Origin of the sequence: Bartonella sp. MR110HLJHH (assembly GCF_042194225.1) — a bacterium.
GTDB lineage: Bacteria > Pseudomonadota > Alphaproteobacteria > Rhizobiales > Rhizobiaceae > Bartonella > Bartonella grahamii.
Map to the genome: position 1 here is coordinate 118,309 of NZ_JBHIMQ010000003.1, position 26,307 is coordinate 144,615.

General features: G+C 34.8%; 24 protein-coding genes and 1 tRNA gene. 11 read left to right on the top strand and 14 right to left on the bottom strand.

Annotated features, from left to right (window positions below; all coding sequences use genetic code 11):
* Positions 1–32 precede the first annotated feature (32 nt).
* The 5 genes from thrC to ACFIKB_RS03650 all read right to left on the bottom strand — a co-directional run bounded on the left by thrC (position 33) and on the right by ACFIKB_RS03650 (position 5,136).
* Positions 33–1,430 (bottom strand): threonine synthase, encoded by a 1,398-nt coding sequence (gene thrC, locus ACFIKB_RS03630; RefSeq protein WP_375635761.1) that lies wholly within the window; start codon positions 1,428–1,430, stop codon positions 33–35.
* 615 nt (positions 1,431–2,045) lie between these two features.
* Positions 2,046–2,408, bottom strand: a complete 363-nt coding sequence (locus ACFIKB_RS03635) for a hypothetical protein (RefSeq protein WP_375635760.1) — start codon at positions 2,406–2,408, stop codon at positions 2,046–2,048.
* Between the two features lie 217 nt (positions 2,409–2,625).
* On the bottom strand, positions 2,626–2,988 hold the full coding sequence (locus ACFIKB_RS03640; RefSeq protein WP_375635759.1) for a hypothetical protein: 363 nt from the start codon (positions 2,986–2,988) through the stop codon (positions 2,626–2,628).
* 181 nt (positions 2,989–3,169) lie between these two features.
* Positions 3,170–3,526 (bottom strand): hypothetical protein, encoded by a 357-nt coding sequence (locus ACFIKB_RS03645; protein WP_375635758.1) that lies wholly within the window; start codon positions 3,524–3,526, stop codon positions 3,170–3,172.
* Positions 3,527–4,440: 914 nt separating this feature from the next.
* The gene (locus ACFIKB_RS03650; RefSeq protein ID WP_375635757.1) at positions 4,441–5,136 is read right to left on the bottom strand and encodes an HAD family hydrolase; all 696 of its coding nucleotides are present in this window, start codon (positions 5,134–5,136) and stop codon (positions 4,441–4,443) included.
* Between the two features lie 371 nt (positions 5,137–5,507).
* Between ACFIKB_RS03650 and ACFIKB_RS03655 the strand changes: the two genes are divergently transcribed.
* Positions 5,508–6,596 (top strand): site-specific DNA-methyltransferase, encoded by a 1,089-nt coding sequence (locus tag ACFIKB_RS03655; RefSeq protein ID WP_372440009.1) that lies wholly within the window; start codon positions 5,508–5,510, stop codon positions 6,594–6,596.
* Between the two features lie 773 nt (positions 6,597–7,369).
* Here ACFIKB_RS03655 and mutY read toward each other — a convergent pair.
* Positions 7,370–8,428, bottom strand: coding sequence for an A/G-specific adenine glycosylase (mutY, locus tag ACFIKB_RS03660; RefSeq protein ID WP_375635756.1), 1,059 nt, complete (start codon positions 8,426–8,428; stop codon positions 7,370–7,372).
* 142 nt (positions 8,429–8,570) lie between these two features.
* Here mutY and ACFIKB_RS03665 point away from each other — a divergent pair, with 142 nt between their 5' ends.
* From ACFIKB_RS03665 to ACFIKB_RS03680, 4 genes are all read left to right on the top strand, one after another.
* On the top strand, positions 8,571–9,071 hold the full coding sequence (locus ACFIKB_RS03665; RefSeq protein WP_375635755.1) for a DUF721 domain-containing protein: 501 nt from the start codon (positions 8,571–8,573) through the stop codon (positions 9,069–9,071).
* An 82-nt stretch (positions 9,072–9,153) separates the two neighbouring features.
* The gene (locus ACFIKB_RS03670) at positions 9,154–9,816 is read left to right on the top strand and encodes a DsbA family protein (RefSeq protein WP_375635754.1); all 663 of its coding nucleotides are present in this window, start codon (positions 9,154–9,156) and stop codon (positions 9,814–9,816) included.
* A gap of 171 nt (positions 9,817–9,987) precedes the next feature.
* On the top strand, positions 9,988–12,654 hold the full coding sequence (gene ppdK / locus ACFIKB_RS03675) for a pyruvate, phosphate dikinase (RefSeq protein ID WP_375652847.1): 2,667 nt from the start codon (positions 9,988–9,990) through the stop codon (positions 12,652–12,654).
* A 1,454-nt stretch (positions 12,655–14,108) separates the two neighbouring features.
* Positions 14,109–14,294 carry a hypothetical protein gene (locus tag ACFIKB_RS03680; RefSeq protein ID WP_375635752.1) on the top strand — a complete coding sequence of 62 codons (186 nt, stop codon included), beginning with the start codon at positions 14,109–14,111 and terminating at the stop codon, positions 14,292–14,294.
* A gap of 108 nt (positions 14,295–14,402) precedes the next feature.
* Here ACFIKB_RS03680 and ACFIKB_RS03685 read toward each other — a convergent pair whose 3' ends face one another.
* Positions 14,403–15,227 carry a peptidoglycan-binding protein gene (locus tag ACFIKB_RS03685; RefSeq protein ID WP_375652859.1) on the bottom strand — a complete coding sequence of 275 codons (825 nt, stop codon included), beginning with the start codon at positions 15,225–15,227 and terminating at the stop codon, positions 14,403–14,405.
* A gap of 1,134 nt (positions 15,228–16,361) precedes the next feature.
* Between ACFIKB_RS03685 and ACFIKB_RS03690 the strand changes: the two genes are divergently transcribed.
* Entirely contained in the window at positions 16,362–16,679 is a 318-nt protein-coding gene (locus ACFIKB_RS03690) for a DUF5330 domain-containing protein (RefSeq protein ID WP_375652848.1), read from the top strand.
* Between the two features lie 166 nt (positions 16,680–16,845).
* Positions 16,846–17,256 (top strand): SufE family protein, encoded by a 411-nt coding sequence (locus ACFIKB_RS03695; RefSeq protein ID WP_012754847.1) that lies wholly within the window; start codon positions 16,846–16,848, stop codon positions 17,254–17,256.
* Between the two features lie 98 nt (positions 17,257–17,354).
* On the opposite strand, the gene ACFIKB_RS03700 is transcribed toward ACFIKB_RS03695, so the two are convergent.
* Positions 17,355–17,792 (bottom strand): MucR family transcriptional regulator, encoded by a 438-nt coding sequence (locus tag ACFIKB_RS03700; protein ID WP_012754848.1) that lies wholly within the window; start codon positions 17,790–17,792, stop codon positions 17,355–17,357.
* Positions 17,793–18,656: 864 nt separating this feature from the next.
* On the opposite strand from ACFIKB_RS03700, the gene ACFIKB_RS03705 reads away from it, so the two are divergent.
* On the top strand, positions 18,657–20,750 hold the full coding sequence (locus ACFIKB_RS03705) for a S9 family peptidase (protein ID WP_375652850.1): 2,094 nt from the start codon (positions 18,657–18,659) through the stop codon (positions 20,748–20,750).
* An 83-nt stretch (positions 20,751–20,833) separates the two neighbouring features.
* Here ACFIKB_RS03705 and ACFIKB_RS03710 read toward each other — a convergent pair whose 3' ends face one another.
* A complete protein-coding gene (locus tag ACFIKB_RS03710) occupies positions 20,834–21,436 on the bottom strand; it encodes a superoxide dismutase (RefSeq protein WP_375635749.1) in 603 nt (200 codons plus the stop codon).
* An 890-nt stretch (positions 21,437–22,326) separates the two neighbouring features.
* On the opposite strand from ACFIKB_RS03710, the gene ACFIKB_RS03715 reads away from it, so the two are divergent.
* From ACFIKB_RS03715 to ACFIKB_RS03725, 3 genes are all read left to right on the top strand, one after another.
* Positions 22,327–22,401: transfer RNA gene (locus ACFIKB_RS03715), tRNA-Gln, on the top strand.
* 199 nt (positions 22,402–22,600) lie between these two features.
* A complete protein-coding gene (locus tag ACFIKB_RS03720) occupies positions 22,601–22,882 on the top strand; it encodes a type II toxin-antitoxin system RelE/ParE family toxin (RefSeq protein ID WP_004865366.1) in 282 nt (93 codons plus the stop codon).
* An 18-nt stretch (positions 22,883–22,900) separates the two neighbouring features.
* Positions 22,901–23,200 carry a HigA family addiction module antitoxin gene (locus tag ACFIKB_RS03725; RefSeq protein WP_026500666.1) on the top strand — a complete coding sequence of 100 codons (300 nt, stop codon included), beginning with the start codon at positions 22,901–22,903 and terminating at the stop codon, positions 23,198–23,200.
* Between the two features lie 56 nt (positions 23,201–23,256).
* Here ACFIKB_RS03725 and ACFIKB_RS03730 read toward each other — a convergent pair whose 3' ends face one another.
* The 5 genes from ACFIKB_RS03730 to ACFIKB_RS03750 form a co-directional block, all read right to left on the bottom strand.
* Positions 23,257–24,297: a tyrosine-type recombinase/integrase gene (locus tag ACFIKB_RS03730; RefSeq protein ID WP_375652851.1), complete on the bottom strand. Its 1,041-nt coding sequence runs from the start codon at positions 24,295–24,297 to the stop codon at positions 23,257–23,259.
* Between the two features lie 2 nt (positions 24,298–24,299).
* Positions 24,300–24,548 (bottom strand): hypothetical protein, encoded by a 249-nt coding sequence (locus ACFIKB_RS03735; protein WP_015857131.1) that lies wholly within the window; start codon positions 24,546–24,548, stop codon positions 24,300–24,302.
* A gap of 75 nt (positions 24,549–24,623) precedes the next feature.
* A complete protein-coding gene (locus tag ACFIKB_RS03740) occupies positions 24,624–25,067 on the bottom strand; it encodes a hypothetical protein (RefSeq protein ID WP_375652853.1) in 444 nt (147 codons plus the stop codon).
* Positions 25,068–25,199: 132 nt separating this feature from the next.
* A complete protein-coding gene (locus tag ACFIKB_RS03745; RefSeq protein WP_375652854.1) occupies positions 25,200–25,688 on the bottom strand; it encodes a DUF488 family protein in 489 nt (162 codons plus the stop codon).
* A gap of 68 nt (positions 25,689–25,756) precedes the next feature.
* The coding region (locus ACFIKB_RS03750) for a lambda exonuclease family protein (RefSeq protein WP_375652855.1) at positions 25,757–26,307 on the bottom strand (551 nt) is incomplete at its 5' end.

The following is a 26,307-nucleotide window of genomic DNA, read 5'->3' on the forward strand; positions in this document are numbered from 1 at the left end:
AATATTCTTGATTTAAGTTAATGCAGCTAACTTTAATAAGATGCATGCGATTTTAAAGAGATATAATCTTTTACTATTTTTTCATCATTAGCAAGACTTATAAAGTGTTCTTTGCGTTTCATTACATCATTGAGATGAGATGGCCATGGGGCATGAAGTCCACAAGCACTTTTAATAGTATCAGGAAATTTAGCTGGATGAGCCGTGGCAAGGACGATCATTGGAATATGCGGTTTTTTGTTTTTACGCGCTACTTGAAGAGCGACGGCTGTATGTGGATCAACAAGATAGCCACTTTCCTTATAGACACTATTAATTGTTTGAGCTGTTGCAGCCATGTTGCTTTTCCCAGCAGAAAATAGGGAACGAATATTTTTGAGTTGCTTTTCATCAAGAGTAAAACGTCCTGATTGTTTCAAGTTGTCCATTGCATTGCGAATCCACATTGGATCACGATTACCACTTTCAAAGAGCAAACGTTCAAAATTAGAAGAGACCTGAATATCCATAGAAGGTGATGTTGTATGGACTATTGGTTGTGTTTCGTAAGTACCGCTGGTCAATGTACGTGCAAGGATGTCGTTATCATTCGTTGCGATGACCAGTTGAGCAATGGGTAATCCCATACGGGCTGCAACATAACCTGCAAAAATATCACCAAAATTTCCAGTAGGAACAGTAAATGAAACAGCTCTATCAGGAGCCCCTAAGGAAAGTGCAGATGAAAAATAGTAAACAATTTGCGCCATGATACGCGCCCAATTTATAGAGTTAACACCTGAAAGCGCTCTTTTTTTACGAAAATTGTGGTCATTAAACATTGCTTTGACAAGAGCTTGGCAATCATCAAAATTTCCTTCAATGGCAATGGCATGAACATTTGAACATTGATTGGTTGTCATTTGCCGTTGTTGAACAGGTGATACACGTCCTTTAGGAAATAAAATAAAAATATCTGAGTGTTCTTTTCCAGCAAAAGCTTGTATCGCAGCCCCTCCTGTATCACCTGATGTTGCAGCAATAATCGTTGCACATCTATTTTTTTCAGTCAAAACATAATCCATCAGTCGAGAAAGAAACTGCATTGCGACATCTTTAAAAGCTAAAGTAGGACCATGAAAGAGTTCAAGGATAAATTCATCTGCTCCAGTTTGTCGTAACGGACAGATTGCTGGATGGTGAAAGGTTGCATAAGATTCAGCGATCATATTTTCAAAAGCTGTATATTCGATTTCGTTATTCACAAAGGGCCACAGAATAGTTTTAGCAATTGTTGTATAGGACTGACCACGAAGTGCTCGTAACGCATCAAATGATAGCTGAGGAAATTTATCTGGCAGATAAAGTCCCCCATCAATTGCCAATCCTGTCATGATCGTTTCCGTAAAGCTTAAAGCAGGAGCTTCACCTCTCGTGCTGATATATTCCATACGTTTTATCCTTTTTTTATTTCTGGCAAATTGGTGAAGTTATTTATTTCACGTTTTTCATAATATTTAAATTATTAAATGGATAGAGTTTTTAACTCAATAATGAAAGGAAATATTCTTAAGCATTTTTATTTTTGAGATATAAACGTCAAATGTTCACAGAAAATCTGTTAAAGTCGAAAATTTTCCCTCTATTATTCATTTACTTAAATTTTACAACGTATCTTCACTTGTGCATCTTCTTAAATAATAAAATCAAATAGATAGAATGGTATTTATTGAAGAACTTTTTTTTGTAAAACTCAATCATTTATAGTTATTTTATGCTCTTATACTTTGTAACAATTAAATCTGCTAAAATGAATATTGAAATGATACAGATCAAAATTCACACTGGAAGATTTGTAAGGTAATTTTATGGCATTGCGTGCGCAAATCTATACTTTGAATAATTTTTGTTTAGCTTAATTATTATTATAGATATTATATTTGTTCTATACAGTATGGTAACCTAACTTTTATCCATAGAAAACATACGACAGCCTGCTAAATGATGTGAAGCAGGCTGTAAAATATTCTTATTTTAAATAGAAAAAATAACTGAGTATCTTTGAATTATTTGCCTTTAAGTTTTCCTATTGCCCATCCGATTATCCCGCTAAATATGGCCATAATAGATCCAGTCAAGAATCCAAAACCCAAAGCTCCTGCTGTAGAAAAAACTCCTAACGTAATTGGTTCAAACACTTTCTCAAATTTTCCTTCAATGGCAGTTTCACTTTTTGCTCCATGAGTGAAACTTGGTACATAAAGAGTAGCTATATTGATAGCTTTTTTCTTTCCTTGTTCTATTAGAGAGACAGTTTCCCATTGAAAATCATTTTTCAAATGATTGGCATGAACATTTATAACTTGTGAAAGCAAAAAAGAAACTGCTATAAAAATATTTAATACGTAAGTTTTCAATACTTTAATCATAATTTATCACCAATACTTTTACTTTTATTTTACTCTGAATTGAATAGATGCATCGGCAGAATTAGTGCACATTAAGAGAAACAGAAGCATTTAAAGCTTTTTCATTCTTAATGTGCACTAATTCATTAGTTTTTTGTCATCAACAATGGATAAATACAGAATATATCCATAGTTTATATTTCGTATGAGAAGGTTTTATTCTGATAAGATTTCAATTTTAACGAGATTTAAAATACGATATTATTTTACCTATTATCCATCCTAAAAACATGCCTATCGTACTTGATGCATATCCAATTGCCATCCCAACACCAAAGGTTCCGAGTGTAAGAGGTTCAACGACCTTTTCAAATTTTCCTTCAATAGTAGGTTCATTATCCACTCCACGACTTAGAATGGGGCTATAGAGAGAAACGGTATGGACTGCATCCTGTTTTTTCTGCTCTATTGCAGAAACAAAAATATTTTCACGATGAGTATTATTTTGCAAATAGTTTGCATGCACATTTACAACCTGTGAAAGAAAAAAGGCAGACATAATGAAAATACTTAACATATGATTTTTAAACAATTTAATCATAATTTACCTCAAATATTTTATACTATTCAATATATATATGCGTAAATTTATACTTTGGATATTTGGATATAATCTACAACATTTATATTTTGTAGCAAGATAAGCTCCATTATGTAATTACTTACAATGAACAATAGCTTCATTATGAAGCTATTGTTCTAGAGTTCTAGACGAGGTTGAATTATTTGAACATCAACACTATGTCCTTTATCCAACTTATTATCGATCCTATAAAGCTCATTGCATATCCAGCAAACAATAGTCCCACTCCTACAGTCATAGGCTCAACGACCTTTTCAATTTTCCCTTCACCTTTTGTTCCATTTTCTGTTTGATAATTTACAGATGGAACATAGAAAGCAGTCGTAGAAACTACATCAGATTTCGCATACTTTACTTGTTCCATTGGGGAAACAGAAAGTTCCTCTTTTGGAGTATCGTTTTTCAAATAGTTTGCATTAACAGTTACAGTTTGTGAAATAAAAAAAGTGCTCGCTATAAAAGTGCTTAAGATATAATTTTTAAATATTTTGACCATAACTTTACCTCAAATATTTTTAAGTTATATATGTAAGAAAATATACATAATGTTTATATATCTCACACTATATATAATTTATATATTTCAATATGTATTTTTAGTCAATAATAAAAATACATATAAAAATATAAATATAATTTTTTATAAACATTATTGTAAAAATGTAACAGTAATAATTACAAAAATATTTTTTAAAATTTTATGAAATATTTCGTTATGTGTTATATATTAAATAACATGTGGTGATCGCATAATTTTTATAAAATGATATTAATATTATTTTTTTAAATACATTTATAGATACTAAAAATATACATTTCGCTCATAGTATAAAGTAGAGCTCGAATTGGATAGAGATAAATGATATTATCATTTTCTCGCCAATGTGAACAGCATATTACTGTGATGTAAAGCAGTGTATAGCAGAATATCAATTCAGAGACATTTATGAGTGCTGAAAGATCGGCATTAGATAATATTTTTCAACATTTTCTTCTTTCCAAACCGAAAAGCCACTTTTATTTTTAGAAAGGATGCCTTTCCTAAAGTTGGATTACTTTTGAAAAGATCTGATTTCATTGCTTATTTAAAAAATCTATACAAGTGCTTTCAGAAAATTTTGAGCAACTACAGGTATCTCTTTACGTTGTTCTATGTTTCATATTTATGTGCTTTTTTAAGAAATCCTTCTCAAGGTACTCAAGTCTATTTTGCAATTAATAGATATGATGATAAAGCCCCATAATATAAAATTCTTAGGGCATCAGAATCTTTGACGTTTATAAAGAAGAAAGATGTCCTGAATTACGCATTTACTAAAGTTATTATAAAAGAAGTAGCGAGAAGAGAAGGGCATTTGAGTAAAAATGCTTCTTACAAGAGTTTACAAACTGATATATTCAAGAGATTTTTTATAATAGATCTCGCCATACTGCCATTGCTTCTAAGACTTCTCCTAAATGAGCATGTTTTGCGATAACTGTTTCTGCTCCAGCTTCTGCAAGTGCATTGGAGTGGCCAAGATAGCTATGTGATCCTCCCGTAAAGCCGATGACACGCATGCCTGCTGCTATGGCTGCGTGTACACCATGAAGTGAATCTTCTATAACGATAGTGTTTTGGGGCTCTGCCTGTAATTGTTGTGCGGCAAAAAGGAAAACATCAGGGGCTGGTTTCGTTCTTTTTGTTCCAACTTCAGGTGCTGAAAATATTTTACCTTCAAAAAGGTCATAGAGATCAACCGTGGTGAGCATCTCTTTTATATCTACGCTTTTTGCATTAGAGCAGATACAGTAGGGATAGCGTGTTTGAATAATTTCTACGGCTTCTCTTACATCATCAATAGCCCGTAATTTAGTTTTTATTTGTGTACGAAAAATATTAGTCATCTGATCTATGAGATGAGCAGAAATTGGTTTTTCTGTTTCCTGTTCAACGTGTTTAAGAATATCGGGAAAGATAAGTCCTGCAAAACGCTCACTCAATTCTTCGGATGATATTTCATATCCTGTTTGTTTGAGCAATTGAGATCCAATTTTTGCTGCAAGATATTCAGAGTCGACGAGAACTCCGTCACAATCAAAAATAATAAGATCTATCTGAGGCATAAGATATTCCTTTACATGTTACGAGATGGACAACTTTTATGAAAACGATATTGAGAAGATCTTATTTCATAAAAATACGCTTTGAAAATGATTCTTAATTCTTTTACGAAATAAATGATATGGGAACAGTACATTGAAAAAAAGAAAAATAAGGTTTCATTCATATGAAAGTTTTTTTACTTAAAAAAACAAAAACAATTATCAATTTTGTAGAAATTTAACGATACGTTTACGCTATTTTGTAAATATGGATTGGTAATGCGGGCCTATAAACTATTTTGGTTGATTATAGGGCAAATTCAGTTAATTTTGTTGGGTTTTTCATGACAGTTATTCAGCTTCAAAAAGATTTTCTTCGTACTCCCTCACAGATGCCATGGCGCAATAAAATTTTTAAAGGAGATTGTGTTTCCGTTCTAGAAAAACTTCCAAAACATTCCGTTGATATGATTTTTGCGGACCCACCCTATAATTTGCAATTGGACGGAGCTTTATACCGTCCAGATCATTCGCTTGTTGATGCGGTTGATGATGCATGGGATCAGTTTGAGAGTTTTGCTGCGTATGATGCTTTTACCCGTGCATGGTTGCTTGCTTGTCGTCGTGTATTAAAACCCAACGGAACACTTTGGGTTATCGGATCTTACCATAATATTTTTCGAGTTGGGACGGCATTACAAGATTTAGGTTTTTGGATGCTTAATGATATTATTTGGCGCAAAAATAATCCGATGCCTAATTTTCGAGGGCGCCGTTTTCAAAATGCTCATGAGACGCTTATTTGGGCCGTGCGAGATCAAAAAGATAAAAAGTACACATTTAATTATGATGCCTTAAAAGCGGCCAATGAAGATCTACAAATGCGTTCAGATTGGCTTTTCCCTCTCTGCACTGGAGCTGAACGTTTAAAGGATGATTCAGGGCGTAAATTACATCCAACACAAAAACCGCAAGCGTTATTAGCGCGTATTATTATGGCTTCTAGTAAACCTGGTGATGTTATTCTTGATCCGTTTTTTGGTTCGGGAACAACAGGTGCTGTTGCCAAGCTTTTAGGGCGTGATTTTGTTGGGATTGAACGCGAGCAAGATTACATTGATGCAGCATGTGAGAGAATTGCAGCGGTTAAACCTTTAGCGCAACCAGAACTAGCGATTTTGGATAGAAAAAAAGCAGAACCGCGCGTAGCATTCAACAGTTTGCTTGAAGCAGGTTTACTCTATCCTGGAGAAGTTCTTTATGATCGTAAGAAGCAAGTGTCTGCTATTGTAAGAGCTGATGGTACGATTATGCATGGTGGTGAAGCGGGCTCAATTCACGCAATGGGAAGAAAGGCTCAAGATTCGCAGAGTTGTAATGGTTGGACATTTTGGTATTATGAGGAAAATGGACGGTTGAAGTCCATAGATCATTTAAGAATGATCATACGTTCACAAATGTTAAAAACGGGTGTTTTATGAACTAAGCTGATCGCTTCATTCTAGAGTGATCATCAATGTACCTGATCTTGATTGAGATGGACGTGAGGGCATTTTATGCCTTTCTTAGATGTTTTTTATTAACACACTAATCTCGCTTGTAAGCGGCAAGCGAGTATTTTTTGCTTCTTGTAGAAGAAATTAAAATGAGAAACTTTCACTCTATGTTCTGATTTTAGTTCCAAAACAGTAAAATTTTAATATAATCTTATAAAAATGAAATATCAAAATTAAAAGGCTCATTCAGAAGCTCAAAATTAAGTGCTTTTTTGAGGTAATATGTGCATCTATAAAGTGCGTAAAATGTATTGGTTTATCAAGATAATTTAGCGTTATTCATATTGAGTTCCCCCCGAATATCGTCAAATTTTCTTATTTCAGACCTGTTTCATATTGAATCAATAAAATTTACTTGCTTGCATGTCATAAGCGGGGTTGGCGTGTGAATAAAATTGTTAAAGAAAGAACTAAAAAGTACCTTTTATGAACCGTTTCAAGTGCCAAGGGTTGTTGTAGGGGACTGGTAAATATAATGATGGTGCTGACTTGCTCCTTCATAAGCAAAAAAGGATAGATTCTGAAATTTAAATCTAAGCTTTCTAAGCTTTTTTACCCCTCCTTAATTCTTATCTGTAGAAAAAATTGGTTATTTCATTTTTTTAAGTTTTTCTTTTACAGATTAATAAATGACTTAATAAATGATCGTTAGAGATACAAAAGTCTCCGTTAGAAAACATTTTTACGAATAGGGAAGGTTATTTAAATCTGAAAGAATTGGGAAGTGCTACGGAAATGGCTTTTTTCATAACAGTAGGTAGTGCTTCTTCGGCAAGATGTTGAATGTTACACCACCAACCATTTTCACAATTCATTTCATGAATATCCTCAGTATAGTAAACATCGAGTTTTAGAGAAAAGTGAGTAAAAACATGCGTAATTTGTCCTTTGAATTGCCAATTGGCAGTAAAGGGTGCATTTTGGAGCCCATTTTCGTTGTTTATGCCAATATTGTTAGGAATTTGGGTCATTCCACCAAGGAGCTTTTGCGTCTGTCGTTTTTCCAAATAAATTTGTCTCTTTTTATTAAGAGCCACAAAAGCAATACCTGTTTTTGAAGGGCGTTCTTTTTTAGGGGCTTTGACTGGAAAAGATTCCGGTTGTTGCGTCTTTGCTGCTTTACATAAACATTGAAGAGGGCAGGTATAACAAGATGGTTTGCGTGGAGTACAAACTGTTGCTCCTAAATCCATCATTGCTTGAGCAAAGTCACCAGGACGATTTAAAGCAGTAATTTTTTGTGTTTTTTCTTTAATTTCAACTTTTGCTTTTTGTAATATTGAAGTGATAGCAAAAAGGCGCGCTACCACACGTTCGACATTACCATCAACCACTGCTACAGGGTGATTAAAAGCAATTGAAGCAATGGCTGCGGCAGTATAATCTCCAATACCGGCTAGAGTTCGCAATTCTTTTACAGATTGTGGAAATTGTCCCGCGTAGTTTTCAACAAGCTGTTGCGCACATTTTTTAAGATTACGTGCGCGTGAATAATAACCAAGTCCAGCCCATGCTTTCATGATGTCATCTTGTGAGGCTTTTGCTAAAGAGGAAAGATCAGGCCATAGTTTCAGAAACTTTTTAAAATAAGGCTTAACTGTTTCAACGGTTGTTTGTTGAAGCATGATTTCAGAAAGCCAAACTTGATAAGGATCAGGACGGATACCTTGTTTTTGCTTTTCGGGGGTAATCCGCCATGGGAGATGTCTGTGATTTTGATCGTACCAAGCAAGGAGGTGCGAAGAAATTTCATACATGATTGTTTTCAAGCATAGGAAGATATAAAATGCAAAAGAAAAAATTATTTATTTTGTTGATCTTTCATAAATTGAGGAGGCAATAATTTTTAGATGAAACAAATGATTTTAATTTAGTAAGCGATTGAACAATGATCTAAAAATGAGAAAACAACTTAAAAAACATATCTTTTATTCTCTTTCTGAGACGGTATACAAAATACTTGATCCAGTTTTACGCAAACGGACAGGGCTTAATGTAGCGCTTATAGAACATTGGCCACAAATTGCGGGCTATGATATCAGTGAACATACAATGCCGCTTAAAATTATTTGGAAACGTCGTGCAGATCAAGATGATGTTTTTCAGCCAGCAACACTTGTTGTCGCATGTGAAGGATTTGCTGCGTTAAAATTGATGCATGAAACAGAGGAATTACTTCATAGAATTAACGGATTTTTTGGCTATATTGCTATTGATCGCATCAAGATTGAGCAAAGGAGTATGACGGTTTTTATGAATCACTTGCCTCTAAAATCGTCTTTGAGTGAACAAGACAAAAAATGCGTGGGAGAAATGCTTGAAGGAATTGAAGATAAAAGCTTGCGCCAATCACTTTATAAACTTGGCTGTTGCATTTTTTTGGAAAAAAATAATAAATAGCAAGATATTTTATATATTTTTCTTTAATATATGAGAAAGCGTTGGATTCTTATTCGTTAATAACAACAGAAAAGTATTATTTATGGTAAAATATCGTTCTTTTTTATCTTTCGGGATAATTTTTCTCTTCATAACGATTGTACAAAACAGTGTAACAGTTGCTTTAGCGCGTGATCCCAAACCAGTGGCAACTGTTGATATGGAAGAGATTCTCCAATCGGGTAAAGTAAAGGATCGCTTTGAGGGAGAGGCGGATGCACCAGTCGTCATTGTTGAGTATGCTTCGTTGACATGTACCCATTGTGCGCATTTTTATAATGATATACTTCCTCAAATTCGTAAAAAATATATCAAAACAGGAAAAGTAAAACTGATTTTCCGCGATTATGCTTTTGATCCTCGGGCAACAGCAGGTTTTATGTTGGCACAGTGTGCACCAGAAGATCGCTATTTTCCTTTAATAGAAGTTTTATTTCAAAAACAAAATGAATGGGCTTTCGGAAAAGATGCTCTAACACCATTGAAAAAAATTGGCTTAATGGCTGGTTTTACAGATGAAAGTTTTACTGCATGTTTGAAAAATCAAGCCATTTTAGATGAAGTGAATGCATCCTTTGAGCGTGGTAAAAAACTTGGTGTTACAGCAACGCCTACTTTCTTTATTAATGGTAGTAAATATGAAGGTGCCATGAAAGTAGAAGACTTTTTTTCGGTGATTGATAGTTTTCTTAAAAATGAATCTTAATCTTCCAGAAGATAGATAGTGATACTTTTAGTCATTATCGCTTTTGGAAGGATTAATATTATGCATTTATGAAGCAATATTTTTTGTTGAGCCGATTTTGAATCAAGTCATTGCTTTTAAGTGAGCCTAGGTTGAATGATGTTTTGATGCTGATATGGGAGGATTTGTACAATGAAAAAATGGGTTTATAGTTTTGGAGATGGAAAGGCAGAAGGAAGTGCAAGTGAGCGTAATCTTCTCGGAGGTAAAGGGGCTAATTTGGCAGAAATGAGTAATCTTGGTTTGCCCGTACCACCCGGATTTACGCTGACAACAGAAGTTTGTAATTTTTATTATGCCCATGACAAATCATATCCAGAAGAGCTACAGGAATCTGTTAAGCAAGCACTAAGACGCATTGGTGAACAAACAGGACGTGAATTTGGGAGTGAGCAAAAGCCACTTTTGCTTTCTGTTCGTTCAGGTGCTAGAACTTCTATGCCAGGGATGATGGACACAGTGCTTAACCTTGGCATGAATGATGAGACTGTAAAAGCCATTGCTTTACAAGCTAATAATGAACGTTTTGCTTATGATAGTTATCGGCGTTTTATCCAAATGTATTCTAACGTTGTTTTGGGGTTAGATCATGCGTATTTTGAAGAAATTCTTGATGAAGCAAAAGTACGCAATGGTTACACTATTGATACAGAAATGACAGCAGGTGATTGGAAGAATATTATTACTTCTTATAAAGCATATGTTGAAGAAAAATTAGGAAAACCTTTTCCACAAGATCCTGAACAACAATTGTGGGGAGCAATTGGAGCGGTTTTTTCAAGTTGGATGACAGCACGTGCAGTTACCTATCGCCGTTTACATAATATTCCTGAAAGTTGGGGAACGGCAGTTAATGTGCAAGCTATGGTTTTTGGCAACATGGGTGAAGATTCGGCAACGGGTGTTGCTTTTACACGCAATCCATCGACAGGGAAAAAAGAACTTTATGGTGAATTTTTAGTTAATGCGCAAGGGGAAGATGTTGTGGCGGGCATTCGAACGCCTCAAAATATTACAGAAAATGCGCGTATTGTTGCTGGTTCAAATAGGCCGTCATTAGAAAAAATTATGCCTGAGGCTTTTTTGAAATTATGTCAGATAGCGCAGAAGCTTGAGCAGCATTATCGGGATATGCAAGATCTCGAATTTACCATTGAAAAAGGTAAATTATGGATGCTTCAGACTCGTTCAGGAAAACGCACGGCTCGTGCGGCTCTCAAGATAGCAATTGAAATGGTTGAAGAGGGGTTAATAAACCATGAAGAGGCTGTGATGCGTATTGATGCAAAGTCGCTGGACCAACTTTTGCATCCAACACTTGATCCCAAAGCAGAACGTTCTATTATAGGACGTGGTTTACCTGCTTCTCCTGGAGCCGCAACTGGTGAAATTGTTTTTACTTCAGAAGAGGCAGAAACGGTGTCGGCGGAAGGTCGCAAAGTTATTTTGGTCCGTGTAGAAACAAGCCCAGAAGATATTCATGGTATGCATGCTGCAGAAGGAATTTTAACAACGCGTGGCGGTATGACAAGTCACGCTGCTGTTGTTGCGCGGGGGATGGGGAAACCATGTATTTCTGGTGCTGGAAGTGTGCGGATTGATTATAACACAAATACGCTGTTTGCTTCAGGAGAAAGCTTTAAAAAAGGTGATATTATTACAATTGATGGTGGAAGTGGAGAAATTTTCAAAGGGAAAGTTGCAATGTTGCAACCTCAGCTTTGCGGAGACTTTGCAAAATTAATGGAATGGGCTGATGGAATGCGGCGTCTCAAAGTTCGCGCTAATGCTGATACACCATCTGATGCCCGTATGGGGCGTTCCTTTGGGGCTGAAGGTATAGGTCTTTGCCGTACGGAGCATATGTTTTTTTCTGATGAACGTATCGTTGCCATGCGTGAAATGATTTTAAGTCATGATGAAAATGGTCGTCGTAAAGCACTAGATAAGCTTTTGCCAATGCAGCGTTCAGATTTTAGTGAATTATTTGAAATTATGTGTGGTTTACCTGTTACTATCCGCTTGCTAGATCCACCATTACATGAATTTTTACCTAAAACGAAAACAGAAATTCTTGATGTTGCAACAGCTATGGGTGTTTCTGCTGAAGTGCTTGCTGAACGCGCTCAGCAGTTGCATGAATTTAATCCTATGCTTGGATTACGTGGATGCCGTTTAGCTATTACTTATCCTGAAATTGCAGAAATGCAAGCGCGGGCGATTTTTGAAGCAGCAGCAGAAGCTGCCCAAAAATCTGGATCTCCTGTTATGCTTGAAATTATGGTGCCACTTGTTGCGCTTAAATCTGAACTCGATTTTGTAAAAGCACGTATTGATCAGGTTGCTGAGGAAGTGATGAAAGAAAAGGGAAGCACTATTCAATATATGGTTGGGACGATGATTGAGCTTCCAAGGGCGGCGCTTCGAGCAGATGAAATTGCTGAAACTGCTGAATTTTTTTCATTTGGAACAAACGATTTGACACAAACCACTTTTGGGATTTCCCGTGATGATGCTGCTCCTTTTTTGGCAACCTATTTTCAAAAAGGTCTTTTAGAGCAAGATCCTTTCGTGTCTATTGACTGTGATGGAGTAGGAGAACTTATTACCATTGCTGCACAGCGTGGACGATCAAAGCGTGCAAAAATAAAATTAGGAATTTGCGGTGAACATGGAGGCGATCCGGCCTCTATTGCTTTATGCGAAGAAAATAACCTAGATTATGTTTCGTGTTCTCCTTTTCGAGTACCAATTGCTCGTTTAGCAGCAGCCCAGGCCGCAATAGCAAAAAGGATATAATGGGTTAATATTTTTTTGTTGTATAGTTATTACTGAAATAATTTTTTATATATTCTTTTATTTTCTTTAATAAAGGAAATAAAATTGCTTCTAAAATGCACGATAAGTTGTGTTACGCGAGAAAGTGTATTTTTGAGAGGTTTATGAGAGAAAATATAAAGCAGGATAGACAAAGATGTATTATTAATACACTTTCTATTGACGAACCTCTTGATAGAGAGAAACGTGTTATTGTGCAGTCAATTTACACGTTTGCTTTTTTATAGGGTAATGGACTCCTCACGCAAAATAGAATGCTCCAAACAAATGCATTTTTTTTGCACATCATGCTGTTTGAGATAGACATCTCTCAGTGGATGCCCCATTTCACATTGACATTCGTGGAATGGGGATTATGTAAAACTCCCCGTAAGTTTATAAAAATCTTCCCAAAGTATATAAACTCTACTATGCGCTATCATCTTTACATTCCTGAAGGAATATCAAAGTTATACAATATGTTGATTTATAATGATAATTTTTTATTTCTCATATTGAACGAAAGCTGTAAATATCACAAGATTGTCTCATTTCAACTTCTTTGATAATGAATCAATTAAAACCATGTTTTTTGCATATTACAGGCGGAATTAGCGTCTATGGATAAAAAAATAAAGCAATGATATGCTTCTTCAAGTGTCAAGAGCTGTCACAAATTGAAGGTAGGTACAGTGTGTAATGGTGCCGGTTTGCTTCTTCACAAGCGTAAAGATGATAGCGCACAGAGAAGGCTGCTATTATTATTCACGGGCCGTTGTTGCGAAATGGGCTTGGGTGCTTTAGAAATGTTTTTTTAAGAAAGATCGTGAATGGCAATCCACGTATATTCCGTTTAGGACATTTTGTTTTACGTGAGGGGGGGCCCAAAAAGACGCGAGCTAAATAAAAGCATGAGGCAATAGGTAATCTCCATTATTTTAAAGACATTGCTTTAGATGTCTTTGAAAGTCGTAAAGCTAAATTAAAAGGAAATGGCAAAGATGAAAACTGGTTTCTACCCTTAAAATTTCATATTCTTCCCAAATTAGACTGTCTCTCTGTTTCAGAGATTATACAAACAGAGATGTGCAATGCTCTTGCCTCCATTTGGCATACAAAAGCTATAACAGTTGAGAAAGTACTAAACTGTCTTAACATTTGCTTCAAACATACTGCTGCGTTAGGTTTGGATGTTGATTTTTAGACGACACCAAAAGCACACGCTCTCTTAGAAAACAACGTCATAAAACACAAAACTTTCCAGCAATAGATTGGAGAGAAGTGCCGGTTTTTTATCAGACACTTTGCAAAACAACAAGCATAACACAACTAGCTTTACGTCTACTTATCCTTACAGGTGTTTGCACAAATTCTTTGCGTCATATTTATAAAGATCAAATTGACGATAAGATGTGGACAATTCGTGGCTCGAGAATATGAAAGGTTTACATGATACTACAATAAAATTTCGTGTCCTTTTATCATCAGAAGTAATAAAAATGCTAGAACAAGCGCGTTTGTTATTTTGCAATATTTCTTTTTCTGCAATTGGTTGTGGTTTTCTTACAGCAGATTGTATGGCGCAATATATAATGTGTAAGAAAACCATTCTGATTGATTGAATATAAGAGGGCTTGAGATGAAGGAATGTTTGGGGGGGCATTAAACAAGCGAAAGATGAATTATCATTATAAATTAAGAGATTATTTTTATAGTATAGATGATTAGCCTCAATTTAATAAACCAAATTCGCGCATTTTCATTAAAATTGTGTGATTAATTTTACCTGTTACAGGAAGATCAAACATTTTTTGAAACTGTTTTAAGGCTTCTATCGTCTTTTGATCTTCTATTCCTGTGACAATAACCTCTTCATTCCCAAAAATATGTAAAGCTTTTTGCACTTGTATAATATCTTCGACAGAAGGCTCTGAAATAGCTTCTTTTAAGTGCGTCATATTTTTTGTTTCTATTTCGCTCTGCTTAATTAATATCGCAATTTCATCTGTTGTGGGATTAGATAGAGCATTCTTTTGCATTCTCTGAGCAGTTTGTTGTTTCCATAAAGTGATAGCTCGGCGTGTTTTAGGTCCTTCCAGTCCATCTAAAGGTCCATCATAAAGTCCTAATTTTACTAGTTCTTTTTGCTTTTCCAGAATGCTTGCTGATTGAGGAGGTAAAGGTGAATTTGTATGGTGATGACTTGGAGAATGTAGAGAAGTTACACGAGAGAGTTCTTGTGATTTTGCTTCTTTTTCCAATAAAGTAGAGCTCTTCCCTATACTTTGAACGGAGGAAAATTTCATTTGAGTTAAAATATTTTGATGCGTTGTCATTTGCGAAAATAAAGCATTAAATGAAATAAATAAAAAACTAATGCTAAAAAGAAGAGATCCAACAAAAAATAAAGTATTTTTTCGTGTATAGAAATAAAGAGTTTTTGCTATCCAAAAAATAAAATGAAAAATTATAAGAAGAAGTGTTATAACAATACTACTATAGTATTTACGGTGTTTTACAGTTTTTTTTCGGGTCGTCTTTCGTTTTGTTGTCATCATTTTTATTTTCAGTTGCGTTTATGTTTCACAAAGAAACGAATGCAAATTAGTTCTTACTTTTCGCTAGAGAGAAATGCATTTACATTATTGTTTTTTCCTTTCAAACTCCTAGAATAAGCAGCTTCATTCTATCAATGTATAAGTTGATCAATCAACAAGAGCTCTTATCAATTTTTATTAATTTCAGATTTTACAAATCTTTCAATATGTATAAAGAGAACATCGAATGATTAACGTTCAAGAGCATTTTAGTGTTTGCAAACTGCATTATCACATATAATCATCTCAATAATAATATCGCGTTATTCTTCATTTTTGGCGCAGATGTTTGCCTATCATTTAAAAACAAGTTAGAGACTATTTTTCTATAACGTTAAAAAGATAAGAGTCATTATATTCTTTACAATTTACATATATAGGGTTACTTTTCTGTAAACGGTTTGGTGAGAATAGTGGTCTCTTAAGGTTATTATATTTTAGTGGAGCTACTTTTGTATCAATTAAATTGATGTTTACAATGTTATAGAAAAACTTGTCTTGAGATCTTGAGATGGAGTTATAAGAGATGAAGCTATTGTTTGATCTTTTGATCGACATATTGATCATGTTGGTGATGTTCTAGTAAAAATTTTATAGATAATATAAATATTTTATCACTACTAGAGTCAGAATAACAGAGTCTGACTCTTTTTAGCCTTTTCAACTAAGCTAAGATGATGAACTATTATTTAAAATAAGTATGTACACAATATGGAAAAGAAATTGGACTCTGTGTTTAATCCTTATCTCATTGCTACACTTTCTTGTGGAATGAAAGGTTATAAATGTGGGGGGTACATTTCTTAACTCTTATGCACGATCATGGTTATATCTCTCATTTTTTATCATGGTATGTTCATTAATATGATCAGCCTGTAAGTGTATAATTGGGATGTTAAATTTTTACTGAATAGACAATGTATCCCATTTTATACAGCGGCATTGTGCCATATTTATAAAAAAGCCAATGATATAGATCCAATAAATGAATACTCAATTTTATAAAAAACAAATTTTATAAATTGTTTATAAAGAAACAGTGTATAAAATGCTTCTTTTATTGTATTTACCACTGCGGTACATTGATTGCCCATGATACGTTTTTTAATCAAATTATCATTTTTTTTATTTTTTATTTTTGTCATTATTTCATTTTTTGTAGCAAATCCAAGCAGTGACTATTCTTTTAGCCCCAAAAATAATGAGACAACAACGAGCGATGTGATTAGGTCATTTAAAGAAGCTTTAAATGACCTAGGAGCATTTTGTGACCGTAATATAGAAACCTGCAAAGTAGGAAAATCATTTTTAAGTTCACTTGGTGAACGCGCATATTACGGTGCAAGAGCTGCTTATGAATATTTAGGCAACATATTAGGGAACAACAATAATATCAGAGATTTCCCTTAATGTTTCTTGCAAAATCGCAATACAAGAGTTCTTACAAAACCATACAATGTTATCTTGAAATAAGGATTTTTAACGTTCTTCGTGTTATTTATGTTAGGAAGAATAAATATTTATTTTTTATAAGTGTATTTAAGAATGATTATTCAAACAAAACAGGACTAAAATAATGGCGGAAACAATCGGTAATATCATAGAGAACTTTTCGCTTTTGGATAATTGGGAAGACCGTTATCGTTATGTCATTGAGCTTGGCCATGAATTGCCACCTTTTCCGGAAAGCGCTCGAAACGATGCTCACAAAGTTCCTGGTTGTGTTAGCCAAGTGTGGCTTTTATCTTCACGTAATAACTCAGAAGATCCAATATTGACGTTTCAAGGTGATTCCGATGCTCATATTGTGCGTGGACTCATTTACATACTTCTTGCTTTTTATTCAGGCAAAAAAGCTTCTGAAATTCGCAATTCTGATGCTCAAGAGCTCTTTGAAAAACTTGGTTTAAATGAAAATCTTACACCACAACGATCAAATGGTCTGAAATCAATGATTAAACGGATTCGTAACGAAAGCTATGTATAATCCCCTTGATAGAAATTGCTATATATACAAAAGATTCACACAAAACATGTATACTGAAATCAAATTTATACACGAAACCATTTTTTCGCAAAATAAGATTATTTAGTTTTTTTCCGTTTACTTTTGCGTCCAAGACCCATTTCTTTGGCCAAAGCTGATCGTGTTTTTGCATAATTAGGCGCCACCATAGGATAAGAACTATCTAACTGCCATTTTTCACGATACTCCTCTGGCAACATTCCATAATGTGTCATGAGATGACGCTTTAGAGATTTAAATTTTTTCCCATCTTCAAGGCAAATGAGATAATCAGGAAATACTGAACGCTTTGGATTAACGGCAGGCCTTTGTTTTTCAACTTCGACTTCTGTTAACTCTAAATTCCCTGCTTTACGAAAAGCAGCATGGACATCAGCAATTAAACTTGGCACTTCAGTCGGTCGAATAGAATTATTACTCACGTAGGCAGCAACAATATCAGCAACCAATGTAATAACTAAATTGCTTTCAGTCTCTAAGACTGCACGATGTTCCATTCTTGTTTCCTTTAATTTAAAATTGAGTAATTCAAAATCGAGATATAGTGCATATACTCATGATATAAAGATCTCATGCACATGAGCTTCATATTGTACAAAAATCTTTTTTGTCAATTCAATTATTCTATAAAATTGCCAAAACACAAAAAAATCAAATAAATACCTCTTTTTTGTCATAATATAAAATAAGAAAAACGAAATTATTACATGCTAAAATATATTTTTATCCTATAACATATCATACATGACATATAATACATCACAAATATAAAAAAATATAGGATAAAATTTATTTATTTTTTTTTGAGAACGTAAAAATAAAATTACTAATTATAAAAATATAATATATAAATTAGTATTTTTTATTTTGAATACTTATAATTTAGTAATTTTATTTTTACTAAATTTTAAATTTGTTTTTATTATTTATATTTATTAAATTTAATAATAAAGAACATACTATATTATAAATAAGACACAACAGCATTACTTATAATATAAAACTATTCATTAAAACGACATAGAATATTTTTATGTTTTATACATTAATAAAAATACTTTAAATATAGTTATTACTTTCTATAAAATTATAAGATTATACTGTTTCAAAAAAAATCAATTCTTTTTCTCATAGTTTAATTGTCTTACCAATCACTTTCATTATAAAAGTGGTATTATATCCCTAGAAAACAATAGCTGTGATATGTAATGGACAGAAAGGTATTAGTTTTAAAAATTATCATGGCGCTATTTTTACAAGTGAATAGAACTTATAGATTTTTACACTTGCATCAATAATTATGATTCTAACATATAAACGAATAAACGAAGCTGTTAACATATTTTAATATAGGATTGTGTATGACCCGCACTTTTGCAATTCCTCCCAAAGCATTTAGAATCACTCATAAGGAAATATATCATGGTATTTTTCGTGATGATCCCTATCATTGGCTACGTGCGTCTAACTGGCAAGATGTTTTTAAAAATCCTAACTGTCTTGATCCAAATATTCGACATTATCTTGAAAAAGAAAATGCTTATCAATCAGCTCAAATGGCTGATACAAAACCATTACGAGATTTGCTTTTTACCGAAATGAAAAACAGGATCCAAGAGAATGATAGTTCTGTTCCTATAAAACATGGTCCTTTTGCTTACGGATTCTCTTATGTTACCGGAGGTCAACAACCGCATTATTTTCGGACACCAAGGAATGGCGGAGAAAAAACCGTTTACCTTAACGGTGATGTCTTGGCAGAAGGCAAAGAATATTTCAAATTTGGTTCAGTTCAAGAATCTCCTGACCATACACATGTGGTATGGACCTATGATGACAAAGGATCAGAATTCTATACAGCTAAAATTCGTAATTTTGAGACATTGTCTGACTGTATGGACATAATTACTGATACATCTGGTCAAATTGTATGGGATGCTAGATCTGAAGGTTTTTTCTATACTAAAATGGATAAAAATCACCGACCTTCAGAGCTCTATTATCACCGATTAAACACTGATCAATCACAAGATAAGCTTATTTTTCGCGAAGACAATCCAGGTTTTTTCTTAGATGTAAGCGGCTCTAAGCTTAATGATATTATTTATATTAATATTCATGATCATGAAACATCAGAGATCTGGTTGATTCCTGCTGAGGCGCCTTTTACTACTCCCCAATGTGTACGGAAACGACAAAAAGGTATTGAATATTCACTTACAGAAGGTGGTGATGTCTTTTATATTCTGACCAATCTAGATAATGCAAAAGATTTCAAAATTATGGTAGCGCCATATACATCTCCACAATCAGAAAATTGGTCTGAGTTTGTCCCACATCAGCTTGGGTGCCTAATATTATCCCATGATGCTTATCAAGATTTTCTTGTCTGGATCGAACGTTTTGAGGGGCTTCCACGTATAAAAGTAATGGAACGTACCACTAAAAAAGTTACTTCCATTGCTTTTACTGAAGAGGCTTATTCTTTAGGTCTACAAGGGGTTGCAGAATATAACAGTCCAACTATTCGTTTTTCCTATTCATCTATGACAACACCTGATCAAGTGTTTGATTATGAGATGAAAAGTCGTAAACGAATGCTTTTAAAAACGCAAATAATTCCCTCTGGGCATAATAAAGATGCATATGTAACACGACGTATTACAGCAATAGCAGACGATGGTGAGAAGATTCCTATTTCACTTTTTTATCACAAAAACACTCCTCTTGATGGTGGTGCGCCTTGTCTTCTTTACGGTTATGGTGCTTATGGAATCTCTATTCCTGCCAGTTTTAATAGTAATGTACTTTCTCTAGTAAACAGGGGGTTTATTTACGCGATTGCTCATATTCGCGGAGGAAAAGAAAAGGGAGTAGAATGGTATGAGAAAGGAAAACATCTCTTTAAGCACAATACATTTACAGATTTTATTGCTTGTGGACGTTACCTTGTAAACAATAAATTCACTTCTCACAACCGGCTTATTGCTTATGGTGGTTCAGCAGGGGGGATGTTGATGGGAGCCATTGCCAATATAGCTCCACAGGATTTTGCTGGAATCGTAGCGAATGTGCCTTTTGTTGATGTCTTAGCGACAATGTTAGATGCTTCATTGCCACTCACACCTCCAGAATGGGCCGAATGGGGGAATCCTCTTGAATCAGAAGAAGATTATAAGCTTATTGCTTCCTATTCACCCTACGATAATGTCAAAGCTCAAAACTATCCCCCTATACTTGTGATGGCAGGATTAACAGATCCTCGTGTAACTTACTGGGAGCCTGCAAAATGGGTGGCAAAATTACGAGACTTAAAAACAGACGATAATGCAATTTTATTACGTATTAATATGGATTCGGGGCACGCTGGTGCAGCTGGACGTTTTTCAAAGCTAGAAGAAGTTGCCTATATCTATGCATATATTCTCAAGATAGCAGGAAAAGGCTGTTGCTAATCCATAATATCTTTGTTTGAAAGTCCCCGATAATTTATTGGATTATAGGGACTTTCATACACTAAAAAAATTATCTAGATAGCTTAAAATTCACATTCTTCATAAAGTTTCAAAACATAGTCCCAATTAATTAAATGGTCTACAAAGGATTCGAGGTACTTCGGTCGAGCATTGCGATAATCAATGTAATAGGAATGTTCCCACACATCGACACCCAAAATAGGTCGAGCATTGTGAATTAAGGGATTTTCGCCATTAGGCGTTTTCATAATTTCAAGCTTGCCATCTTTAACAGCAACCCATGCCCATCCAGAACCAAATTGGGCACTAGCAGCAGCAATAAAATCAGCGCGGAATTTGTCGTAACCACCTAGATCAGTGTCAATAGCTTTTGCTAACTTTTCAGGAAGTTTTTGGCCACCCCCATCTTTTTTCATCCAAAGCCAAAAGTGGTTATGATTGTAATACTGTGCTGCATTATTAAACAAACCAATATTTTTTCCAAAACTTTTTTTAACAATATCTTCAAGGCTTTCATTTTCTAAGCCTAACTCTTTCACAAAATTATTGGTATTGTTAAGATAAGCGAGGTGATGCTTATCATGATGATATTCAAGCGTTTCGCGTGACATATAAGGTGAAAGGGCATCGTAATCATAAGGCAACGGGGGCAATTCAAAAGCCATTAAAAATCTCCTCGATTCTAATTGTTAAGCTTATTTCATAAGTCTAATTTGCCATTTACAGAATTGAAAAGCAAATGTTGAATACCTATTTGTGTGAAATTAATTTTAATATCTCTCTTTTTGTAAAAGAAGCTTTTAGGAAATGTATGCTAATCAATCAAAAAAGGCATTGGTCTATATAAAGATTGTTTCTGAAGATTTTTACATCTATGAACCGATAAAAATATCATTATCTTTTGAATAATAAAGTAAATAGAAATAGCTATTATCCCTCGTTCTTATATCTTTATTTTTTCAAATGCCAGATAAAATATTTTTAATTTTTGCAAAACTCTTCTAACCTATTGGTGTGTCATAGTGTTTGCAATAGAATATTTAAGTGTTATTTTTAGGAGATATTTTTCAATGTGTTTGATTTCATTTTATGGCGCTATTCATGAATAATATAATGTAAAAACCAGTGGACATTATCATCTTTACGCTTAATGAAAGAGCACAGCAACTATCACACACTTTACCAGTTCCCAATATGGTGACAGCTTTTATCTTAATGAAGCAAGATGAGATTGGAATATATCAAGAAAAGTAAATCATATGCTAATTTATTAGATACATGAGTAAACTACGGGATTTTCATTTTCTGTTCCTAAAAAATCAATACAAAGAGCAAAATAATTGGTGGATAAATGGTTTCTACTTGTTTTAAAAGCACAATTGTATATCAGTTCCTGCTACGAATTTGTATTGATGCAATGCCATACAAGACTCAGGCACTTTATGATAAATCAGGCACTTTATGATAAAAAAGTAAGGTCTTTGATTTTCAGATATTGCGTCCAATCACAGGAATCGCTATAAGGTGCAAGAGTCGCTATAAAGCGTGTTTTTTTTGGGGTATAGCCAAGCGGTAAGGCACCGGTTTTTGGTACCGGCATTCCCTGGTTCGAATCCAGGTACCCCAGCCAATGTTTAGTAAAATCAATAGGTTATATAAAAGTTCGGGAATTTTGATTCCGTTGATTCTTTTAACTTATTTTCTACCTATCCCTAACTTTTTTATAGCTTATACCCAATCATTTTATCTAGATAACTGGATTTGCTAGCAGGGCGCTTGACTCTTATTTTTATTGATCGTATAGTGACGATATACGATAAGGGGCGGTAATGGCAATTGTGAGTTTCAAACATAAGGGCTTAAAATTATTTTATACAACAGGTTCTACAAAAGCTATTCAATCAGATCACGTGAAAAAATTACGCGTTATCTTGACGGCTTTAACAAGTGCTACGACGCCTGAAATGTTGAAAGCGCCTGCCTTTAAAATGCATCCTCTTAAAGGTGAACTTACAGGATACTATTCTATATGGGTGAATGGAAATTGGCGTGTTACTTTTCGCTTTATAGGAACAGATGTGGAGCTTGTTGATTATCAAGATTACCATTGATGAAAGGAACGAAAACAAATGATGCATAACCCCGCACATCCGGGCGAAGTTCTAAAAGTAGCTTTCTTAGAAGAAATGGGGATAACAATACAAAAGTTAGCTGATCATCTCCATATGACAAGAGCTTCTCTATCAAGAGTGATTAACGGACATGCCTCTATGAGTACCGAACTTGCAGTGAAATTAGAATTAGCTGGTTTTAGTAAAGCAAAATTTTGGCTGGATATGCAAACGAATTATAATTTATGGCAAACAATGCAACAGACACAACCACCTATTTCTCCTCTGGTTTCTGATGCACCTCAAATGCCGCATTAATTTCATTCATAATTTTGACGGGGCTTTAGTTTGTTTTTTAGCAGCCACTCATTGTCCTAACTTTTTTGAAGTTTTTTGATTGCTTCTATTGCAAGTCGTTTTCTGTCGGCTGTTTTGGTATAGAGGGATGCCATGTTATCTTCTGTCCAGCCAAAAAGCGCTTTCATTTGCGAAACTGTCGCACCAGCATTGGCTGCACGTGTTGCTGCTAATTTTCGCAATCCGTGCGCTGATTTTTTAATACCTGCTGCATTACAAGCTTTACGAAACAGATTACCAAAACTTTCTTTGGTCAGTTTTTTACCTTCTTTACCGCAAATAAATGTTTCATCTCCAATAGGTCCAATTTTAAGTGTTTCTGCAAGTTCAGGCAAAATCGGGAGAAAAACATCTGTTTTAAATTGGCTCTTTTCTGTTTTTAAATGAATAATATTATCTGTTGTGATATCTTTCCAGCCGATACGAACGGCATCACCACGACGTAAACCTGTATATAAAAGGACGTCAATCCATACACGTTCATGTGTACCATGTGACCAACGGTAATAATATTTATCAATATCTTCTTCTAACCATGGTATGAATCCTTCTGCGTTAAAGGATTTTGGCGGCTTTATATTAAAAGCAGGATTTCTATTTAAAAGATCGTTATCAACTGCCCAATTGAAAAGACCATTTAAAGCCGTTAAAAAATGTCTTGCCGCCGCGGGAGTCTCTCGTCTTCTTTCTACTGCGTCAAGAATGTGTTGTTTGTTTATGCTTTTATATGCACGATCACCGATATGTTTAGAAACATTATTCAGAATTCGATATTTAACTTTTTTAGTAGATTCTGATTGATTATGCCATTGCATGCTTTGTAAATACTGATGCAACAACCAATCGAAAGACCCTTCTGTGAGTCTGGTACGCCTCTTTGTTTTGGAGGAGCCATTTTGCGCTTGTTTAATAGCCAGCGTATAATTGTCAACAAATTCTTGCGTTCCATAGGTTCCTTCAATCCGAAACCGTGGTCCATGACCAATACGTACATACCATATAACTTTACCATGGCGTGTACGTTCACGAACAAGATGCGGTGGACGGCGTTTTGGCATGGCTAAAACTTTATACCGTCGACAGAGGGGCAGCTTTTGCTGGTCTCGTAGTCTTCTTGTTCATTTTCAAGCGGTGGAAAATCGTCAATGCTATAAGTATTATCTGTCGTTGTTGGTGTTATGGTTTTATTGATATGAATTAATAATTCTCCTGTAGGTTTGATTTCTATGAGTTCACATCCTTGTTTTTTAGCTTCTCTTAAAGCACGAGCAATAGCTGGTTGCGTGATAGTAGGTGGGCGGTGTGGCATGTTTATTCCCCTTCATTTTAGATGTAATTCTCCCGTGGCGTGAATCACGCTGGTGTTAAAAGTTTGTTTGTGTTGCTAGAAAGGAACGTCGTCCCCTGTTAAGTTTTCTGTCTTTTCCTTGTAAACAATTTTGTAATCGGCATAAATTTGTGCGTCGCCATAAATTCTTGGATTACCATCAATAATTGCATATTTGTAAATTTGTGCGTCCCCAAAAATATCCCCCCCATATATTTTTGCGTTATCATAAACTTGTGCATTGCCATAAACGCGTGCAAAATAAGCAACTTTCGCGTTACCAAACACTTTAGTGCTGTCGTAAACTTCGGCACCACAATAAACCATAGCTTCATCACTAACCCAACAGTCGGCTTCATGACTTAGGTTGTCCTCATCCTCTATAAAGCCCCCAAGGTTACCTTTCTTGACGCCACCAAAATCTCTTAATGCTCTAATTCGGTGAAGCGTAAATCCATCAACTTCAATTGTTTCATCAGTAAGTTCATATTTCTTTTCCATGGTTTATTTCCTTGATTTGCGCACAATCCACCCGTAGCGTGAATCATGCATTACTTAAAAGTTGTTAGGAAAGGGCGGGGGTGCTGGGAGGAGAGAGCACCCCCATATGTAAAAAGTTTGTAAGTTTATTTTTTAGATGTGTTCAATTTCATATTTCCAATCAGGCAATTGAGTAAGAGCTAATGCGAGTTGTCCTCTATGGCACATGCATACATTGGCTTCAAAACAGGTGATTGCAACACGCTTTTTATTTAAAAAAATTTGATATAATTTATTTATTGCACAAGAATTATTCTTGAGAGTTGTATTTTGATAATCTTCAAAAAGGCGGTCATAATCTTTTTGTGTTTTCAAATTTCTTCGTTTTTCAGAAGTAATTCCAAGTTCAGGCATATGCATATATTCAATATCAATGTTGCTTACAGCTTGCTCTAATTGTCTTTTTGAAAATCCGTGTTTTCTACTTATTGGATTTTTACGAACATCACATAAAGTTTTGATATTGTTTTCTATGAGACAACTAAGATAATTCTCAAGGGACCTACCTTCATAGCCAATGGTAAAAAAACAAAATTCCTCATCTTTAGCAGGCTGTATGATAATATGTTTGATGTTACACACGTTTAATTTCCTTAATAAATGGGTGGGGGTGCTCGTAGATATGCGGGGAACAAAACACCCCCATAAGGTTAAGCAGCTTTTGTTGAGAGTTGTTGTATCTCTCGTTCTATCTCTGCTAAAAAGGCTTCAACAGCTTGATTGATCTGTTCAATTTGTTGATCATCACGGAGAACACGCTTGACTTTCATGCGTAAGTGAAAGAATTCCCCCGTAAAACGTGGGTCATAGCTTACGAAATCACACCATTTTCGTTCTGTACAAGCCATTTGGAATTGCATTTGTGCGTGATATTCTGGTTTGATTTCGTCACCTATACAAAAGCGCATATGTGTTACTGATCTGGGGCATTTGACTTCGATTAAACCGTCTTCTCCAATGAGACCATCGGGGCTAGCCCCCGCCATTTGGATTGTGGGGTGTTGGATAAAGCCGCATTTTGTTATATCGGCATCATAAATGAAGCCATATTCTCTCAAGGCATCTTCTTCATGCTCAATACCCCAACGCATATCTTCAGTTTCATAATAGGGGCTTGTTTCTCTTGTTAAGCGCTCTGTTATGAGTTTGATTTTGTAGTCTTCATATTTGCTTGTAGGCAATCCTTTTGCTGTCTTACTGA

Coding starts and splice junctions, on each gene's coding strand:
- ACFIKB_RS03700 (WP_012754848.1), bottom strand. CDS start 17,792: ATGGAACATCGTGCAGTCTTAGAGACTGAAAGCAATTTAGTTATTACA.
- ACFIKB_RS03645 (WP_375635758.1), bottom strand. CDS start 3,526: ATGGTCAAAATATTTAAAAATTATATCTTAAGCACTTTTATAGCGAGC.
- ACFIKB_RS03665 (WP_375635755.1), top strand. CDS start 8,571: ATGAGAAAACAACTTAAAAAACATATCTTTTATTCTCTTTCTGAGACG.
- ACFIKB_RS03635 (WP_375635760.1), bottom strand. CDS start 2,408: ATGATTAAAGTATTGAAAACTTACGTATTAAATATTTTTATAGCAGTT.
- ACFIKB_RS03710 (WP_375635749.1), bottom strand. CDS start 21,436: ATGGCTTTTGAATTGCCCCCGTTGCCTTATGATTACGATGCCCTTTCA.
- ACFIKB_RS03685 (WP_375652859.1), bottom strand. CDS start 15,227: ATGACAACAAAACGAAAGACGACCCGAAAAAAAACTGTAAAACACCGT.
- ACFIKB_RS03680 (WP_375635752.1), top strand. CDS start 14,109: ATGAAAGGTTTACATGATACTACAATAAAATTTCGTGTCCTTTTATCA.
- ACFIKB_RS03655 (WP_372440009.1), top strand. CDS start 5,508: ATGCCATGGCGCAATAAAATTTTTAAAGGAGATTGTGTTTCCGTTCTA.
- ACFIKB_RS03670 (WP_375635754.1), top strand. CDS start 9,154: ATGGTAAAATATCGTTCTTTTTTATCTTTCGGGATAATTTTTCTCTTC.
- ACFIKB_RS03695 (WP_012754847.1), top strand. CDS start 16,846: ATGGCGGAAACAATCGGTAATATCATAGAGAACTTTTCGCTTTTGGAT.
- ACFIKB_RS03735 (WP_015857131.1), bottom strand. CDS start 24,548: ATGCCACACCGCCCACCTACTATCACGCAACCAGCTATTGCTCGTGCT.
- ppdK (WP_375652847.1), top strand. CDS start 9,988: ATGAAAAAATGGGTTTATAGTTTTGGAGATGGAAAGGCAGAAGGAAGT.
- ACFIKB_RS03730 (WP_375652851.1), bottom strand. CDS start 24,297: ATGCCAAAACGCCGTCCACCGCATCTTGTTCGTGAACGTACACGCCAT.
- ACFIKB_RS03720 (WP_004865366.1), top strand. CDS start 22,601: ATGGCAATTGTGAGTTTCAAACATAAGGGCTTAAAATTATTTTATACA.
- ACFIKB_RS03650 (WP_375635757.1), bottom strand. CDS start 5,136: ATGCCTCAGATAGATCTTATTATTTTTGATTGTGACGGAGTTCTCGTC.
- mutY (WP_375635756.1), bottom strand. CDS start 8,428: ATGTATGAAATTTCTTCGCACCTCCTTGCTTGGTACGATCAAAATCAC.
- ACFIKB_RS03740 (WP_375652853.1), bottom strand. CDS start 25,067: ATGGAAAAGAAATATGAACTTACTGATGAAACAATTGAAGTTGATGGA.
- ACFIKB_RS03705 (WP_375652850.1), top strand. CDS start 18,657: ATGACCCGCACTTTTGCAATTCCTCCCAAAGCATTTAGAATCACTCAT.
- ACFIKB_RS03725 (WP_026500666.1), top strand. CDS start 22,901: ATGATGCATAACCCCGCACATCCGGGCGAAGTTCTAAAAGTAGCTTTC.
- ACFIKB_RS03640 (WP_375635759.1), bottom strand. CDS start 2,988: ATGATTAAATTGTTTAAAAATCATATGTTAAGTATTTTCATTATGTCT.
- ACFIKB_RS03690 (WP_375652848.1), top strand. CDS start 16,362: ATGATACGTTTTTTAATCAAATTATCATTTTTTTTATTTTTTATTTTT.
- thrC (WP_375635761.1), bottom strand. CDS start 1,430: ATGGAATATATCAGCACGAGAGGTGAAGCTCCTGCTTTAAGCTTTACG.